This is a genomic window from Dermatophilaceae bacterium Soc4.6, from assembly GCA_039889245.1.
In the GTDB taxonomy this organism is placed as follows: domain Bacteria; phylum Actinomycetota; class Actinomycetes; order Actinomycetales; family Dermatophilaceae; genus Lapillicoccus.
This window is the reverse complement of record JAZGVH010000002.1, coordinates 986747-1001025: the sequence shown is the minus strand read 5'-3', so window position 1 is coordinate 1001025 and position 14279 is coordinate 986747. Positions and strand designations below refer to the sequence as shown.

Annotated in this window: 13 protein-coding genes; 9 read left to right on the top strand and 4 right to left on the bottom strand. The window is 74.5% G+C overall.

Translation table 11 applies throughout. The annotated features are described in order from the left end of the window. Positions 1–21: 21 nt before the first annotated feature. Genes V3N99_04645 through V3N99_04635 form a run of 3 tightly spaced genes read left to right on the top strand, consistent with a single transcriptional unit; the run spans position 22 to position 3918 of the window. On the top strand, positions 22–1962 hold the full coding sequence (locus V3N99_04645; GenBank protein ID MEO3936032.1) for an ABC transporter ATP-binding protein: 1941 nt from the start codon (positions 22–24) through the stop codon (positions 1960–1962). After that, a complete protein-coding gene (locus tag V3N99_04640) occupies positions 1959–3284 on the top strand; it encodes an ABC transporter transmembrane domain-containing protein (protein ID MEO3936031.1) in 1326 nt (441 codons plus the stop codon). The genes V3N99_04645 and V3N99_04640 overlap by 4 nt, the downstream gene beginning before the upstream one ends. Beyond that, positions 3247–3918 (top strand): ABC transporter ATP-binding protein, encoded by a 672-nt coding sequence (locus V3N99_04635; protein MEO3936030.1) that lies wholly within the window; start codon positions 3247–3249, stop codon positions 3916–3918. Before V3N99_04640 ends, V3N99_04635 begins: the two co-directional genes overlap by 38 nt. A 43-nt stretch (positions 3919–3961) precedes the next feature. Here the strand turns inward: V3N99_04635 and V3N99_04630 are convergent, their stop codons facing one another. Continuing rightward, on the bottom strand, positions 3962–5296 hold the full coding sequence (locus V3N99_04630; GenBank protein ID MEO3936029.1) for an LCP family protein: 1335 nt from the start codon (positions 5294–5296) through the stop codon (positions 3962–3964). Between the two features lie 124 nt (positions 5297–5420). Here V3N99_04630 and V3N99_04625 point away from each other — a divergent pair, with 124 nt between their 5' ends. Then, complete coding sequence (locus tag V3N99_04625; GenBank protein MEO3936028.1) at positions 5421–6215, top strand: CoA transferase subunit A; 795 nt, start codon at positions 5421–5423, stop codon at positions 6213–6215. Positions 6216–6218: 3 nt separating this feature from the next. Beyond that, positions 6219–6857: a CoA transferase subunit B gene (locus tag V3N99_04620; GenBank protein ID MEO3936027.1), complete on the top strand. Its 639-nt coding sequence runs from the start codon at positions 6219–6221 to the stop codon at positions 6855–6857. Positions 6858–6921: 64 nt separating this feature from the next. Here V3N99_04620 and V3N99_04615 read toward each other — a convergent pair whose 3' ends face one another. Beyond that, positions 6922–7668 carry a TIGR03089 family protein gene (locus tag V3N99_04615; protein MEO3936026.1) on the bottom strand — a complete coding sequence of 249 codons (747 nt, stop codon included), beginning with the start codon at positions 7666–7668 and terminating at the stop codon, positions 6922–6924. A gap of 95 nt (positions 7669–7763) precedes the next feature. Here V3N99_04615 and V3N99_04610 point away from each other — a divergent pair, with 95 nt between their 5' ends. From V3N99_04610 to V3N99_04600, 3 genes are all read left to right on the top strand, one after another. Then, on the top strand, positions 7764–9434 hold the full coding sequence (locus V3N99_04610) for a hypothetical protein (protein ID MEO3936025.1): 1671 nt from the start codon (positions 7764–7766) through the stop codon (positions 9432–9434). Next, positions 9427–10413 (top strand): lysylphosphatidylglycerol synthase domain-containing protein, encoded by a 987-nt coding sequence (locus tag V3N99_04605; protein MEO3936024.1) that lies wholly within the window; start codon positions 9427–9429, stop codon positions 10411–10413. Before V3N99_04610 ends, V3N99_04605 begins: the two co-directional genes overlap by 8 nt. 228 nt (positions 10414–10641) lie before the next feature. Continuing rightward, positions 10642–11568, top strand: coding sequence for a DNA-3-methyladenine glycosylase 2 family protein (locus V3N99_04600; protein MEO3936023.1), 927 nt, complete (start codon positions 10642–10644; stop codon positions 11566–11568). 27 nt (positions 11569–11595) lie between these two features. Here V3N99_04600 and V3N99_04595 read toward each other — a convergent pair whose 3' ends face one another. Both V3N99_04595 and cofD read right to left on the bottom strand, forming a co-directional pair. Next, positions 11596–12741, bottom strand: a complete 1146-nt coding sequence (locus V3N99_04595; protein MEO3936022.1) for a coenzyme F420-0:L-glutamate ligase — start codon at positions 12739–12741, stop codon at positions 11596–11598. Beyond that, positions 12738–13718, bottom strand: a complete 981-nt coding sequence (cofD, locus tag V3N99_04590) for a 2-phospho-L-lactate transferase (protein ID MEO3936021.1) — start codon at positions 13716–13718, stop codon at positions 12738–12740. The genes V3N99_04595 and cofD overlap by 4 nt, the downstream gene beginning before the upstream one ends. A gap of 274 nt (positions 13719–13992) precedes the next feature. On the opposite strand from cofD, the gene V3N99_04585 reads away from it, so the two are divergent. After that, positions 13993–14253: a WhiB family transcriptional regulator gene (locus V3N99_04585; protein MEO3936020.1), complete on the top strand. Its 261-nt coding sequence runs from the start codon at positions 13993–13995 to the stop codon at positions 14251–14253. The last annotated feature ends 26 nt before the right edge of the window (positions 14254–14279 follow it).

The window sequence follows — 14279 nt, the reverse complement described above, 5'->3', positions numbered from 1 at the left end:
CACTCCTACAGTGGTGTAGCCATGCAGGACTTTCCGCCCGTCGTCCGGGCCTACCTCGACCCTTCTGCCAACCCCTCGGCAGAACCCTCGGCAGAGCCCGCTCCTGATACCCCCGCGACGCGCAGCCCAGGGGCGTTCCTGGTGTGGATGGCCGGCCTGCAGGGCCGCCTCTTCATCGTCGGACTGGGTGTCGCGCTGGTCTGGATGGTGCCGCAGGCGCTCGGTCCCTGGCTGGTCGGCAAGGCCATCGACTCCGGCATCGCGGCGGGTGACCCCGGCGGTGCCACCCGATGGGTCGTCGTCCTCGCCGCGGTGACCGTCGTCGGCGCGGCGAGCGGCGTGGTCTACCACACCCTCATCGTGCGGCAGTGGCTCGTGGCGCTCTACGGCACGACCCTGCTCGTCACCCGCAAGACCCTCCAGCTCGGTCACGTCTCGTCCCGGCGCACGCCTACGGGCGAGGTGCTCTCGGTCTCGGGCAGCGACAGCGACCAGTTCGGGGCCTTCTTCGAGGTCAGCTCGCGGGCGTTCAGCCAGCTCGTGGCCTACCTCGCCGTCGCGGGCATCGTGCTGGCGACCTCGGTGCGGCTGGGCCTGCTGGTGCTGCTGGCGGCGCCCCTGCTCGTGCTGCTCGGCGCCCCGCTGCTGCGGCCGATGCAGCGCTGGCAGCAGGTCGAGCGCACCCGCTCCTCCGACCTGACCTCGCAGGCGACCGACATCGTCGCGGGCCTGCGGATCCTGCGCGGCATCGGCGGCGAGGACACCTTCGGCGACGGCTACGCCCAGCAGTCCCAGTCCGTACGACGGGCCGGCGTCGCCGCCGGCTGGTGGCAGGCCGCCGTCGACGCCGTCGGGGTGCTCCTCTCGGGCGGGTTCGTGGTCGCCCTGATGGTGCTCGGCACCCGCGAGGTCGTGGCGGGCCGGCTGAGCGTGGGCCAGCTCGTGAGCTTTCTCGGCTACGGGCTCTTCCTCATCCAGCCGATGCGCACCTTCGTCGAGTTCGCCCAGAAGTGGACGCGCACGATGGTGTCGGCCCGCAAGGCGGTCGTGGTCCTCGGCCAGGAGACGCCCTGGCAGGAGCCGGCCGCGCCGCGCGAGCTGCCCGTCGGCGGCGAGCTCGCCGACGAGACCTCGGGGCTCGTCATCGCCCCCGGGCGCCTGACGATGGTGGTCTGTGCCGACCCGGACGTCTCCGCGGCCCTGGCCGACCGGGTCGGCCGCTACCTCGTCCGCGACGTCGACGCGCGGGTCACCCACGACGTGCCCGAGGGGCTGTCACGTCGAGCGGCCCGCGACGAGCGACGTCGCCGAGACACCGCCCGCGCCGAGCAGGTGCGGCGGGACGAGGCCCAGGCCCGCGGTCACTGGGGGGTGAGCATCGGCGGCGTCGACCTCTCGCAGGTCCGGCTCGCCGACGTCCGACGCCACGTGCTGGTCAGCGACGCGTCCCCCCACACCTTCGCCGGCACGCTGCGCGAGGCAGTGGACCCGCACGGTCGGCTCACCCGCGAGCAGGCCGAGCATGCCCTGCACACCGCCGCGGCCGAGGATCTCTTCAGCGCCCTGCCCGGCGGGTGGCAGGGCGAGATCGACGAGCGCGGGCGAGGGCTGTCGGGTGGCCAGCGCCAAAGGCTGGTGCTGGCCCGGGCGCTCGCCGCCGACCCCGACGTGCTCGTGCTCGTGGAGCCCACCTCGGCGGTGGACGCCCACACCGAGGCCCGCATCGCGACACGGCTCGGAGCCCACCGCCTCGGTCGCACCACCGTGGTGATGACGGCGTCGCCGCTGCTCCTGCACCACGCGGACGACGTCGTCCTGCTCGACGAGAGCGGGGCCGTGCGTCACCGGGGCACCCACGACGACCTCATGGCGAGCAGCTCCGACTACCGCTCGGTCGTCGTGCGCGGCGACGACGTCCCGGACGGACCCTCGCCTCGTCACCGCGTGGAGGTGTCGTCGTGACGGCCCGGTCGCCGCTGCCTCCCGACCTGGCCGCCGAGTCCCTGCGCACCTGGGACACCGGGCCCGTGGCGCCCGCCGTCCCCCCGCAGCTGGAGCCGCCGCAGGACGCCTCCGCTTCCGAGCGCGTCGAGGCGCTGCGGGCCCGGCACGCCCTGCGCGAGCGCCGGGCCCGTGACTTCGTGGCCGACTCGATGAACCCCCGCAAGGGGCTGCCCGTCGCGCCCGCCCGCGCCGTCATCGCCTTCCTCGGGGGGCTGCTGCGCGACCGGCGCGGTGCGGTGGCGCTGGTCCTGCTCGGCAACGGGCTGGCCGCGGTGTGTGCGCTGCTGGTGCCCCGCCTGCTCGGAGCCCTCGTCGACACCACGGTGTCGGGTCTGCGCGACGGCACCGGCGAGGCCACCCTGACGGCCGCCACCTCGACGGCCGTGGTCGTCGCGGCCCTCGTCGTGGCGCAGTCGGTCCTCACCCTGCTCGCGACCGGCTTCAGCGGCGTGCTCGGTCAGGGGCTCCTCGCCGCCGCCCGCGAACACGTCGTGCGGGCGATCCTGCGGCTGCCGCTGTCGCGGGTGGAGGCCGCGTCGTCGGGTGACCTCGTCACGCGGGTCACCCGCGACGTGGGCACGATGAGCGACAGCGTGCGCTGGGCCCTGCCCCAGACCGTGGTCGCGGGCACCACCGTCGTGCTCACGCTCGTCGCCATGGTCACCAGCTCGTGGCTGCTGTCCCTGCCGTCCCTCGTCCTGATGTCGTTGTCGCTCGTCTCGATCCGGCGCTACCTCGTGCGGGCTCCACGGGGCTACCTCACCGAGGGAGGCACCTACTCACGGATCAACTCCACCCTCACCGAGACGGTCGAGGGCGCCCGGACGGTCGAGGCGCTGGGGCTGCAGGGTGCCCGCCTGCGTCGCGGTGAGGACGACATCGCCGTGTCCTCCCAGGCCGAGCGCTACACCATGAACCCTGCGCAACCTGATGTTCGCCGTCATGGACCTCGCCTTCAGCCTGCCCCGGGTGCTGGTGCTCGTGATCGGTGCGGCAGGGGTGCCCGCAGGGTGGGTCACCATCGGGCAGGTCACGACAGCCGTCCTCTACGTCGAGGCGCTGTGGGGTCCCTTCGACCTGCTGGTGCACACCGTCGACCGGGTCCAGGTCGGGGTGGCCTCGACCACCAGGCTGCTCGGCATCGCCACGGTGCCACCCGACCGGGTCGAGGGACCCGACCGCCCCGAGGGTGCCCACCTCGTCGGCGAGGACCTGCGCTACGCCTACCGCCCCGGGGTCGACGTGCTCCACGGCATCGACCTCGCGCTGCGGCCCGGTGAGCGGCTCGCCGTCGTGGGGCCCAGCGGGTCGGGCAAGTCGACGCTGGGGCGGCTGCTCGCCGGCATCCACGGGCCCCGCACCGGGTCGGTCACCGTGGGCGGTGTCGAGCTCACGGCGCTGCCGCTCGACACCCTGCGGGCCGAGGTCGCCCTCGTCACGCAGGAGCACCACGTCTTCATCGGCACGCTGCGCGACAACGTCGCCCTCGCCCGCGGCGACAGCGATGACGCGCAGATCTCCGCGGCGCTGCGGGCGGTGGGCGCCTCGACCTGGGTCGACGGCCTCGCTGGCGGGCTGGCGACCAGGCTCGGCTCCGGCGGGCTGGAGCTGACGCCGGCCCGGGCGCAGCAGGTGGCGCTCGCCCGGCTGGTGCTCGCCGACCCCCACACCATCGTGCTCGACGAGGCGACCTCGCTCATCGACCCTCGCACGGCCCGCCAGCTCGAGGGGTCGGTCAACGCCCTGCTGGTCGACCGCACGGTCGTGGCGATCGCCCACCGGCTCCACACGGCCCACGACGCCGACCGCATCGCGGTGGTCATCGACGGTGCGGTCGCCGAGCTGGGCAGCCACGACGAGCTCGTGGCCCAGGACGGCGAGTATGCCGCGCTCTGGCGGGCGTGGACCTCGTAGGCTCGAAGCTGCCCTGCCGTACCCGCGCACCCCGAGGGGCCCGCTACCGACCCGTGGTCCCCGCGGGCGCGACGGTGAGGGGCTTGTCGTTCTTGAGCATCGTGAAGAGGGCGAGGGCCCGGGGGGTGTCCCACTTGACCGCCAGCCCGGCGTTGGGGGTCTGGTAGCCGGGGTCGGCGACGGGCACGACGAGGGACAGCGTGTCCCCGCCGTCGACCCCGCGCAGCGCCTGCAGCACGCGTACGGCGTCGGTGAGCTGGGTGTCCTTGCCCACGACGAGACCGGAGGCTGCCGCGTCGGCAAAACCCTTGTAGCGCCACGGGATCAGCACGGTCGAGGGCGTGACGGCCTTCTTCATGATGGCGCCAAGGAACTGGCGCTGGCGCTCGGCCCGGCCGATGTCTCCGCGGGGGTCGGACTTGCGGGCGCGCACGTAGCCGAGCGCGGTGGCGCCGTCGAGGGTCTGGCAGCCCTTCTTGAGGTTGATCGCGGCGTCCTTGTCTTTCATGTCGAACGGCACGCACACGTCGACCCCCCCGAGGCTGTCGACCACGCCCGCGAAGCCACCGAAGCCGATCTCGACATACCCGTCGAGGTGGATACCCGTGACCTGCTCGATGGTCTGCTCGAGCAGCTTCGGGCCGCCGAACGCGTAGGCCGCGTTGATCTTGTTGCTGCGGTAGCCGGGGATCGGCACGTAGGAGTCGCGGGGGATCGAGATGAGCGCCGACTTCCCGCCGTCCTGCGGCACGTGCACCAGGATGATCGAGTCGGTGCGCTGCCCCTCGACGGCTCCGCCGGCGTTGAGCGCCTTGACCTGCTCGGCGCTCAGGCCCCCGCGGCCGTCCGACCCGACGAGCAGGTAGTTGTAGCCGGCGGTGTCTGCCGGTCGGTCACCGGCGGGGGTGTCGTCGGCGCGGGTGACGTGGCCCCAGGCGGTGAAGGGCACCCACACCATGAAGGCGACCCAGGCGACGAGCAGGAGCAGCACGAGCATGACGAGCGCCCGGGTCCGGCGACGACGTCGGGACGGCCCGCGTGGCGCGGGGGGCTGGCTGGGGGGCGGGCCCGTGGGTGCCGCGCGGGGATCGGGCCGGGTGGCGCGGGTGGGGCGGGCGGCGCGCGGGGGGCGGGGGTCGGCGTCTCCCCGGTCGTAGCCGGCGTCCTCGGGGTAGAGGGTCCCCGCCGGTGCCCGTCGCACGGCACGACGGGGGTCAGGACGACGGGGCGCGTCCGCGGGCCGGCCCGGTCGCCGGGTGTCGACGACGAAAGGCTCGTCGGCCCCGCGTCGGGGCACCTCGGCAACGAGGTCGTCGTCCCACTCCCGCTGCTGGGGGATGGGGCGAGCCTCGTCGTGGCCACGGTCGCGGCTGCTCACGGGCGATCGGGTTCCTTCGTCGGCGACGGGTGGGCAACCCCGCCATGGTGCCATGCCCAGCGGTGAGTCTGCGCCGCCCCGCGCCCTGACGGCGCGCCGCGCCGGCCCCGCTAGAGTCGCCGTCATGGACAAAGTCGTTCCCGATGCCGCGGCCGCCCTCGACGGGCTCACCGACGGCTCCTCGCTCTCCGTCGGCGGCTTCGGCCTGTGCGGCGTGCCCAGCGTGCTCATCGCGGGTGTGCTCGACTCGGGGGTGACCGACCTCGACGTCTTCTCCAACAACTGCGGCGTCGACGACTGGGGCCTGGGGATCCTGCTGCGCGCCAAGCGGATCCGCCGGATGGTCGCCTCCTACGTCGGGGAGAACAAGGAGTTCGAGCGCCAGTACCTCAACGGTGAGCTGGAGGTCGAGCTGTGCCCCCAGGGCACGCTCGCCGAGCGGCTGCGTGCGGGCGGCTCCGGCATCCCGGCCTTCTTCACCCCGACCGGCGCCGGCACCCAGGTGGCCGAGGGCGGCATGCCCTGGCGGTATGCCGCGGACGGATCGGTCGCGATCGCGTCACCCCCCAAGGAGACCCGCGAGGTGATGTGGATGGGCCAGAGCCGCACCGTCGTCCTCGAGCACGCGATCGTCGCCGACTACGCCCTGGTCCGCGCCTGGAAGGGCGATCGGCACGGCAACCTCGTCTTCCACAGCTCGGCCCGCAACTTCAACCCGCCAGCGGCGATGGCCGGGCGACTGACCGTCGCCGAGGTCGAGCACCTCGTCGAGCCGGGCGAGATCGCCCCGGACGACGTGCACCTGCCCGGCATCTACGTGCAGCGCGTGCTCGAGCTGACACCGGAGCAGGCCCAGGACAAGCGCATCGAGAAGCGCACCGTGACGGCGGCGCCCGCCGGTGTCGGACAGGAGGTCTGAGTCATGGCGCTCACACGAGAGCAGATGGCCGCCCGAGCGGCCGCCGAGCTGCACGACGGCGACTACGTCAACCTGGGGATCGGGCTGCCCACCCTGGTGCCCAACTACGTGCCCGACGACGTCGAGATCGTGCTCCAGTCGGAGAACGGCCTGCTCGGGGTCGGGGCCTACCCCGCCGACGCCGATGTCGACCCCGACCTGGTCAACGCCGGCAAGGAGACGGTCACCCTGCGCCGGGGGGCCTCCGTCTTCGACTCCACGACGTCGTTCGGGATGATCCGCAGCGGCAAGGTCGACGCGGCCATCCTCGGTGCCATGCAGGTCTCCTCCGCCGGTGACATCGCCAACTGGATGATTCCTGGGAAGATGGTGAAGGGGATGGGCGGCGCGATGGACCTGGTCCACGGGGCCCGTCACGTGATCGTCCTGATGGAGCACGTCGCCCGCGACGGGTCGCACAAGATCCTCGACGAGTGCACCCTGCCCTACACGGGCCGCCGGGTGGTCCACCGGATCATCACCGACCTCGCGGTGCTCGACGTCACCCCTGACGGCCTGGTGCTGCGCGAGCTGGCCCCGGGGGTCGACGAGGCGCAGGTGCGCGCCAAGACCGGGCCCGACTTCACGGTCGACCTGACCTGACCCCTGCGTCCGCGTCGTGGTGGGCAAGAACCCTCCGCGACGCGGACGCAGTGGTGGGGGTCGGTCACGACCGTGCGTCGACGGTCACTCCCTCGGAGGTGCTGCGGGCGGTCTGGTCGGCAGCGCCACCGCGCAGCAGCACCACGGATCCCTCCGCCGCCCAGGCCGAGAGCGCGAGGGGCAGCACCTGCGACAGGGGACCGTCGAGCAGGACCCGGGGGCGTGACCCCCACTGCGGTGCAGCCGTGACCAACCCCCCGTGGGGGGTGCTCACGTCACGGACGAGCAGGCCGGCGTCGTCGGGCTCGGCTGCGTCCCACGGGTCGAAGACGTCGCCGTAGGTGGCCAGCTCGCGGGCCTCGTCCACCGCGCCCGTCGGCGTGTCGGGGTGGCTGCGGGACAGCATCGGCAGGGACACCAGCACCGAGGGCCCCTGCGCCGCGGCGACGACGGAGACCTCGTCGGAGACCACCACGTCGCAGTCGGCAGCGAGAGGGAGCGCTTCGCCACTCGGGGCAAGGCGCACCGTGGCACCGACGCTCCATACGGCGAGAGCCCAGTAGAACGCACGCCAGTGCGTCGGGAGGGCCAGCAGCACACGTGTCCCACGCCCCGCGTCGAGCTCGTCCTGCAGGCAGTTGCCGGCCTTCGCGACCCAGTTGCCGAGGACCCGCGCCGAGAGCTCGACGCGCTCCCCGGCGCTCGGCCCGGGCCCGTCGTCGTAGCACGTCAGGCGCGGACGGGTGCTGTCGGAGCGCAGCATCGCGGCCAGGAGACCGGGCGGCAGGAGAGCGGGGGGAGAGGGTGGCACCCTGCGAGCGTAGGGGGCCTGACCGTGGGGCGCGGCCCGGCGGGTCGCAGCAGCTGGGGACCGGCCTTCGCAGGTGGCGGGGTTAGGCTCCGGCCATGCGATCGACCGGCGGTGATCTCGTCTCCTCGGCCTTGCTGCGGGTCGTCGTCGCGAGCCCCTCGCAGTCCCGGGGGGGTGCGGCCGCGGCCCACGCCCGGAGGCTCGTCGCGACCCTGCGTGATGCCGGCCACGAGGTCACCGTGGTCTCGCCCGCGAGCCGGCACCTCGCCTCGGGCCCACCCGGTGCCCGGGGCGCACGGGGTGCCACCTGGGCGCGCACCCTGCGGCGGCTGCGCGAGGCCGACGCGATCCTGCTCGTGCACGCCGGCGCCTCCTCGGTGCCCGGCCAGCTCGCGCTCGTGCGGGGGCTGGGCGCACTGCTCGGGTCTGACGGGGACGGGCCCGGGTCGGCGGCGCTGGTGCTGGTGGCCGGTGAGCCCCTCACGCGCTCGTCCCACGGAGCAGCTCGTCGCCTGACCGAGTCGCTCGTGCGCCGGTGCGACGCCGCCTTGGTCCACGACCACGAGCAGGCTTTCGCCGCAACGGCGCTCGGGGCCCGTCGGGTCTGTATGGTGCCGCTGCCCGGCGGGACGTCGCCCTCGGCTCCGGCCGACCTGTTCTCCCCCGGCCGTTCCGCGCCCGTCGGCGTCGGGGTCGCCGCGGGTCGCTCGGGCCCGGTGTCGAGCTGGCGGCGCCCCGGGCGTGGAGTCGGTGGCACCGGCGCCCAGTCGAGCGACACCGGAGCTGACCCGGCCGACTGGCCGGTGCTGCCGGCCGACTGGGCGCGCTACGTCGGTGCCATCGAGACCCTCGCTGCCCCCCTGCCTCCGGTCGAGCCGCTCGAGGGCGCCGACGAGCCGTCATCCTCCGCGAGCCTGACCGGGGGGCACCCGCGCCGGGGTAGGGGGGTGTCGGGTGCCTCGGGCACTGCCCGGGCCACCGCCCGTGCGATGGGCGCCGCGGTCGTCGCCCGCGTCCGGCTCGCCCGGGCCGGGAGGGTGGCCGCGCGCCCGGTCGTGGCCCTGGCCCGTCTCGACCTGCCTGACTGGGTCGTGCCGACCGACGTCCTGCTCGACCCTCTCGACGCGGACGACGCCCGGGGGGTGGCCGTCGGCCTCGGCCTGCCCACGGTCGCCGACACCACCAGCGCCTGGGCGGCGCTCGGCGCCCTGGTGGCGGTGGTTCGCCTCGTCGACGACGGACGGCGCTCTGCGGTCATCGTGCACGAGAGCGCCAGGAGCGGCGCTCCGGGCGAGGGCACGAGCGACGACACCGGAGACGACACGAGCGCCACGTCGCCGTTCGGTCGGTGGGCGGCCGCGGCCGGGTTCGCGCCGGTCGCGCTGGGGCTGACGGACCCCGACGCCCCACTGGCCGACCTCGACCTCGACCTGGCGTCGCTCGATGCCGTCGTGCGGATCCACCCGGACGGCTGCGACGCCGACGACGTCGACGAGGCCGTGGGTCAGGCCGCGTGGGCCCTGCGCCGGGGCGGGATCCTCGTGGTCACGGTGCCGCTGGCTCGCGCGGGGGTGGCGGGCGCGCTGACCCCGGCCGACCTGCGTGGGGTCGTGGCGCGGGCCCACGCCTGCGGCCTCGCCCTCGTCGGAGACCTCGACGGAGATCTCACCGCACGACTGTCCACCGCCGCGTCGGCGGCGAGGACGACCGCGGGAGCGGACGACACGGCATACGGGTTGGCGCGGCTGGTTCTTCGTCGTGCCTGAGGGTCGTCGGGCCCGCGTCGTCGCCGTTGCCCGGGTCGTCATCGCCGTCGTCGTGCTCGCGGTGGTGGTCTGGGGGGTCGTGCGCAGCCGCGACGAGATCGTCGTCGCCCTGCGGCGGGTCGACGCGCTCTCGGTGGTGCTGGCCACCGGGTTGGCCGCCGCGGGCACCGGGCTGACCATGGTGGGCTGGCGGGTGCTCCTGGCTGACCTCGGGTCGCCGCTGCACCCCGCGCCGGCGGCGAGCATCTTCTTCGTCGGCCAGCTGGGCAAGTACCTCCCCGGCTCGGTGTGGACCGTCGTCGCCCAGGCCGACATGGCCGCGCGGCTCGGGGTGCCCCGCCGCCGCACCGGGGTCGCCGGGCTGGTGGCGCTCGGCATGTCCGTGCTCACCGGGCTGCTCGTGGCCGTGCCCGCCGTGCCCTACCTCGTACGCGGGTCCGGACTCGGTCTCGAGATCGTGCTCGGGGTCGTGGCCGTCCTCCTGCTCGGGGTCTGTTGGCCGCCCGTCCTGGGCCGGCTGGTCGCCGTGGGTCTGCGTCTGCTGCGCCGCGAGCCCCTCGAGCACGAGCTGTCGGCACGGGCGGTGCTGCTCACCCTCGGGTGCTACGCCGCCAGCTGGCTGTGCTTCGGTCTGCACACGCTGGTCCTGGCGCGGGCTGTCGGCCTGCGGGGCGGAGCAACGGCCGCGCTGACCGGCTACGCGCTCGCGGGTGTCGCCGGCATGGTCGCGGTCGTGCTGCCCGCCGGGCTCGGTGCGCGCGAGGGTCTGCTGACGCTGCTGCTAGGGCCGTGGCTGCCGGCGGGCGGGGCGGTGGCGGTGGCCATCCTGTCGCGGTTCGTCGTCACGGTGGTCGACCTGGCGGTGGCGGGCCTCGGCTGGGGCTACGGGCGGCGGCACCGGCTGCTGACCGACGAGCACACCGACGAGCACGACGACCCGATGGCCTCGGGTGCGGCCCCGGTCCAGCCCGGTCGCTGAACCCGCCGCTGAACCCGGCCGCTGAACCCGGCCGCTGAACCCGGCCGCTGAACCCGGCCGCTGCGGCGGGTCGCTGTGCCGGATCGGGAGCCGGATCGGGGGACCGCTGTCGGTGGGGCGGGGCAGACTGGCGTGGTGACGCCACACCGACCCGCGCCGCCCTCGGCTGCGGAGCCGCCGGTCACGCCGGTCGCGCCGCTCGCGCCGGTCGCGCCGGTCGCGCCGGAGCTGACCCGTGACTGGGTCTCGCCGCGGGCGGTCGCGCTGGGCCAGCTGGTGGGCACCTTCCGACGAGGGGCCGGCGACCCCACGTGCGTCCTGGGCGCCGGAGGGCTCGTGCGCGCCTTCCAGACGCCGCAGGGGCCGGCCACGCTGGCGCTGCGGGCGCGGGCGCCGCTCGGACTCGTCGAGGGGCGGGCGTGGGGTCCCGGCGCTCAGTGGTCGCTCGACCAGCTGCCGACCCTGCTCGGTGACGACGACGACGTCGAGGGCTTCGTGGCCCACCACCCGCTGGTCGCCGAGGCCTGGCGCCGGCACCAGCACTGGCGGGTGCCGCGCAGCGGGCTGGTGGTCGACGCCCTCGTGCCGGCCGTCATCGAGCAGAAGGTCACGGGCAAGGAGGCGTTCGGCGGCTACCGCGCCCTGGTGACGCGGCACGGCGCCCCCGCCCCCGGCCCGTATGCCGCCCACGGCCTGCGCGTGCCCCCCACCGTCGGGCAGTGGCTGGCCATTCCCTCGTGGGAGTGGCTGCAGGCCTCGGTCGACCACCAGCGCTCACGCACCGTCATGGCGGCGCTCCGGGTGGCCGGTCGGCTCGAGCAGTCGGTGGGCCTGCCGCCCGAGCAGGCGCGCGCGAGGCTGCGGGTCGTGTCGGGCGTCGGCGTCTGGACGGCGGCCGAGGTCGCGCAACGGGCGCTCGGCGACCCCGACGCGGTGAGCTTCGGTGACTACCACGTCGCGAAGAACATCGGCTGGGCCCTCACCGGCAGCGAGGTCGACGACGCGGGGCTCGCCGAGCTGCTCGAGCCCTATGCCGGCCACCGCTACCGCGTGCAGCGCCTGCTCGAGCTCGCCGGGGCCTTCCGCCCCCGCCACGGCCCCCGGATGGCGCCGCGCACCCACCTGCCGCGTGCCCCGGGGGCGCGCCGCGCATGAGCGGGCGTCTGCCCGCGTGCGCGTCCCTCACCCCTGGCGGTCGACGACCTCGAGGGTCAGGCTGCCCTCGGCCCGTGCCCCCAGCTCGCCGTGCAGCCACTCGCCGTGGAGGGCCACGAGCAGGCGGCCGACGACCAGGCCCAGCTCGACCGGGTCGTGGTGCGAGACGATGACGCGGTAGGTGACCGAGCCTGTGGGGAGGGCCGACGACGCGGAGACCTGCCCGACGTCGACGCCGGCGTCGGCCGACGCCATCAGGGCCACGGCCACCGCCCGGCCGACCCGCGTGCCGACGTCCTCGGGCAGCGCGGAGGCGATGCCGACCATCGCCGCCTCTGGGCTGCCGGGGGTCACCCCCAGTGCAGCCCGCACGGCCTCGGCCCGGCCGAGACCGAACCAGTCGCTCGGCCCGGTGCGCACCAGCGAGCCTGCACCGGCTGCCGTCCCAGCCGCCGTACCCTCACCACCGGCCCCGTCCTGCCCCTGGTCCGGATCCGGCACCAGCGACGCCACCAGCCCGCGCACGTGGGCGACCGGCACGGCATACGTCTTGCCCTTGACCAGGTCTGCCGCGGACGCGACCTCGTCGGCGACCGCCCGGCTCGTGACCTCGAGCGGCCGCCCGTCGGCGTCGGTGCCGCCGCGCAGGTCGTCGGCCACGACGAGGCCGTGGGCTCCGAGCGCGAAGTCGGTCTGTCCCACCCGCCAGGCCCGTCCCGCGGTGTCGCTGAGCACCACCCCGAGCCGACGCACCCCGCTCGCGTTCACGAGCGCCGCGTGCAGGTCGCGGCACACCGCATCGGGGTCGTGGGGGAGCACGAGCAGCAGGTCGAGCCCACCCGTGTTGGACGCGTCGACCCCGGCGGCCGCCATCACGGGACCCGACCGCGCCTTGACGACCTGGGTCGTGCGGCCCGCGGTGCGGCGCTCGGCGACGACCCACTCGCTCTCCGCGGCGACGAGCGCCTCCCTGGCCCCGTCGGCGTCACCCGAGCCGCTGGGCACGCTCAGGCCCATCGCCTTGGAGGCGACCTTGCTCGACACCACGAGCACGTCACCGTCCTGCAGCGCGAGGCCGTTGGCCGTCAGGGCCCCGAGCACCAGCAGTGCGAGGTCGTCGCCGGTCGCCACCTCGGGCATGCCCGTCAGCGGGGTGACGACCAGGGCGGTCATCGGGTCGACGACAGGCGGGCGCCGAGGTCGATGGCGGCCGCCGCGATGTCGGCGGTGTCGTCGACGCTGGTCATCAGCAGCGGCCTGGCCTCGACGGTCAGCCGCGGGGTCGAGGGCACCGTGCCCTCGTCCTCCTTCGCGACCAGCCAGCCGTCGAGGAAGTCGGCGTAGAGGCCGGCCACCGCGGCCGTCGTCGACTCGACGCCGATGGCTGCGAGGCAGGCGTCGGCGTGACCGCGCACGGGGGCACCCGAGATGAGGGGGGAGACCCCGACGACGGGCGCCCGGCACCCGCGCAGGGCGTCACGCACCCCCGGCACGCCGAGGATGATGCCGATGGAGACCACGGGGTTGCTCGGGGGCAGCAGCACGAGGTCGGCGTCGCGGATCGCGTCGAGCACGCCCGGGGCGGGCGTGGCGGCGTCCATGCCCGCGACGACGAACTGCGAGGCGGGCACGGCAGCCCGCATCCGCACCCACCACTCCTGGAAGTGCACGGCGCGTCGCCCCTGCTCGTCGTCGACGACGACGTGGGTCTCGACCGGCGTGTCGGTCATCGGCAGCAGCGTGACCCCCTGCTCGGGCAGCCCCCACCGCTGCGCCAGCCGAGCCGTCACCTGCGAGAGGGTCAGCCCCTGCCCCAGCCACAGCGAGCGGGTGACGTGCGTGGCGATGTCGCGGTCGCCCAGCCCGAACCACTGCGGCTCGACGCCGTAGGCCGCGAGCTCCTCCTGCACGGAGTGCGTCTCGTCGGCTCGTCCCCAGCCCTGCCCCTCGTGGATGCCGCCGCCCAGCGTGTAGAGCACGGTGTCGAGGTCGGGGCAGACCCGTAGCCCGAAGAGCGTGATGTCGTCGCCGGTGTTGCCGACGACCGTGACGGTGCTGCCGGCGAGGTCGGGGGTGCGGTCGAGGTGGCGGAGCAGGCCGCGGATGAAGCGGGCTCCGCCCACCCCGCCGGCCAGGGCGGTGATGCGCATACCCCGAGTCTGTCAGCCGCGTCCACCAGCCCCGGCAGCGGACCTCGGCGTTATCAGGGGGACTCTGTGGTTGGCAAATATCAGATCTCGCCTTGACAGGGGGGCAATGACACGCGTGTAATTTCACTCAGGTCCCGCACCGATCAGGCATAACCGGTCGAACAGGACAGTCACACTACGTGCAAGTGCAGGCACAAACAGGGTCGAGGAGGTTGCCGTGCACGAGCTGATGCTCATCACAGAACGATCACCATCCACACCGCTCACGGCGGTCATGTCATTCACGCAGGACGCGCTGGGTCAGGACACTGACGAGGGGCTCACCTGGCAGGAGAGGTCGCTCTGCGCGCAGACCGACCCGGAGGCGTTCTTCCCGGAGAAGGGCGGCTCGACCCGCGAGGCGAAGAAGGTCTGCGTCGGCTGCGAGGTGCGGGCCGAGTGCCTGGAGTATGCCCTCGAGCACGACGAGCGCTTCGGCATCTGGGGCGGTCTGTCGGAGCGCGAGCGCCGCAAGCTCAAGAAGCACGCGGTCTGAGCGCGCCGCCGGCGCGCTCCCGTCTC

What these genes read in the sequence shown, in the direction of transcription:
- V3N99_04645 (MEO3936032.1), top strand. Translation starts at nt 22, where the DNA reads ATGCAGGACTTTCCGCCCGTCGTCCGGGCCTACCTCGACCCTTCTGCC.
- V3N99_04625 (MEO3936028.1), top strand. Translation starts at nt 5,421, where the DNA reads ATGGACAAAGTCGTTCCCGATGCCGCGGCCGCCCTCGACGGGCTCACC.
- V3N99_04620 (MEO3936027.1), top strand. Translation starts at nt 6,219, where the DNA reads ATGGCGCTCACACGAGAGCAGATGGCCGCCCGAGCGGCCGCCGAGCTG.
- V3N99_04610 (MEO3936025.1), top strand. Translation starts at nt 7,764, where the DNA reads ATGCGATCGACCGGCGGTGATCTCGTCTCCTCGGCCTTGCTGCGGGTC.
- V3N99_04595 (MEO3936022.1), bottom strand. Translation starts at nt 12,741, where the DNA reads ATGACCGCCCTGGTCGTCACCCCGCTGACGGGCATGCCCGAGGTGGCG.
- cofD (MEO3936021.1), bottom strand. Translation starts at nt 13,718, where the DNA reads ATGCGCATCACCGCCCTGGCCGGCGGGGTGGGCGGAGCCCGCTTCATC.
- V3N99_04585 (MEO3936020.1), top strand. Translation starts at nt 13,993, where the DNA reads ATGTCATTCACGCAGGACGCGCTGGGTCAGGACACTGACGAGGGGCTC.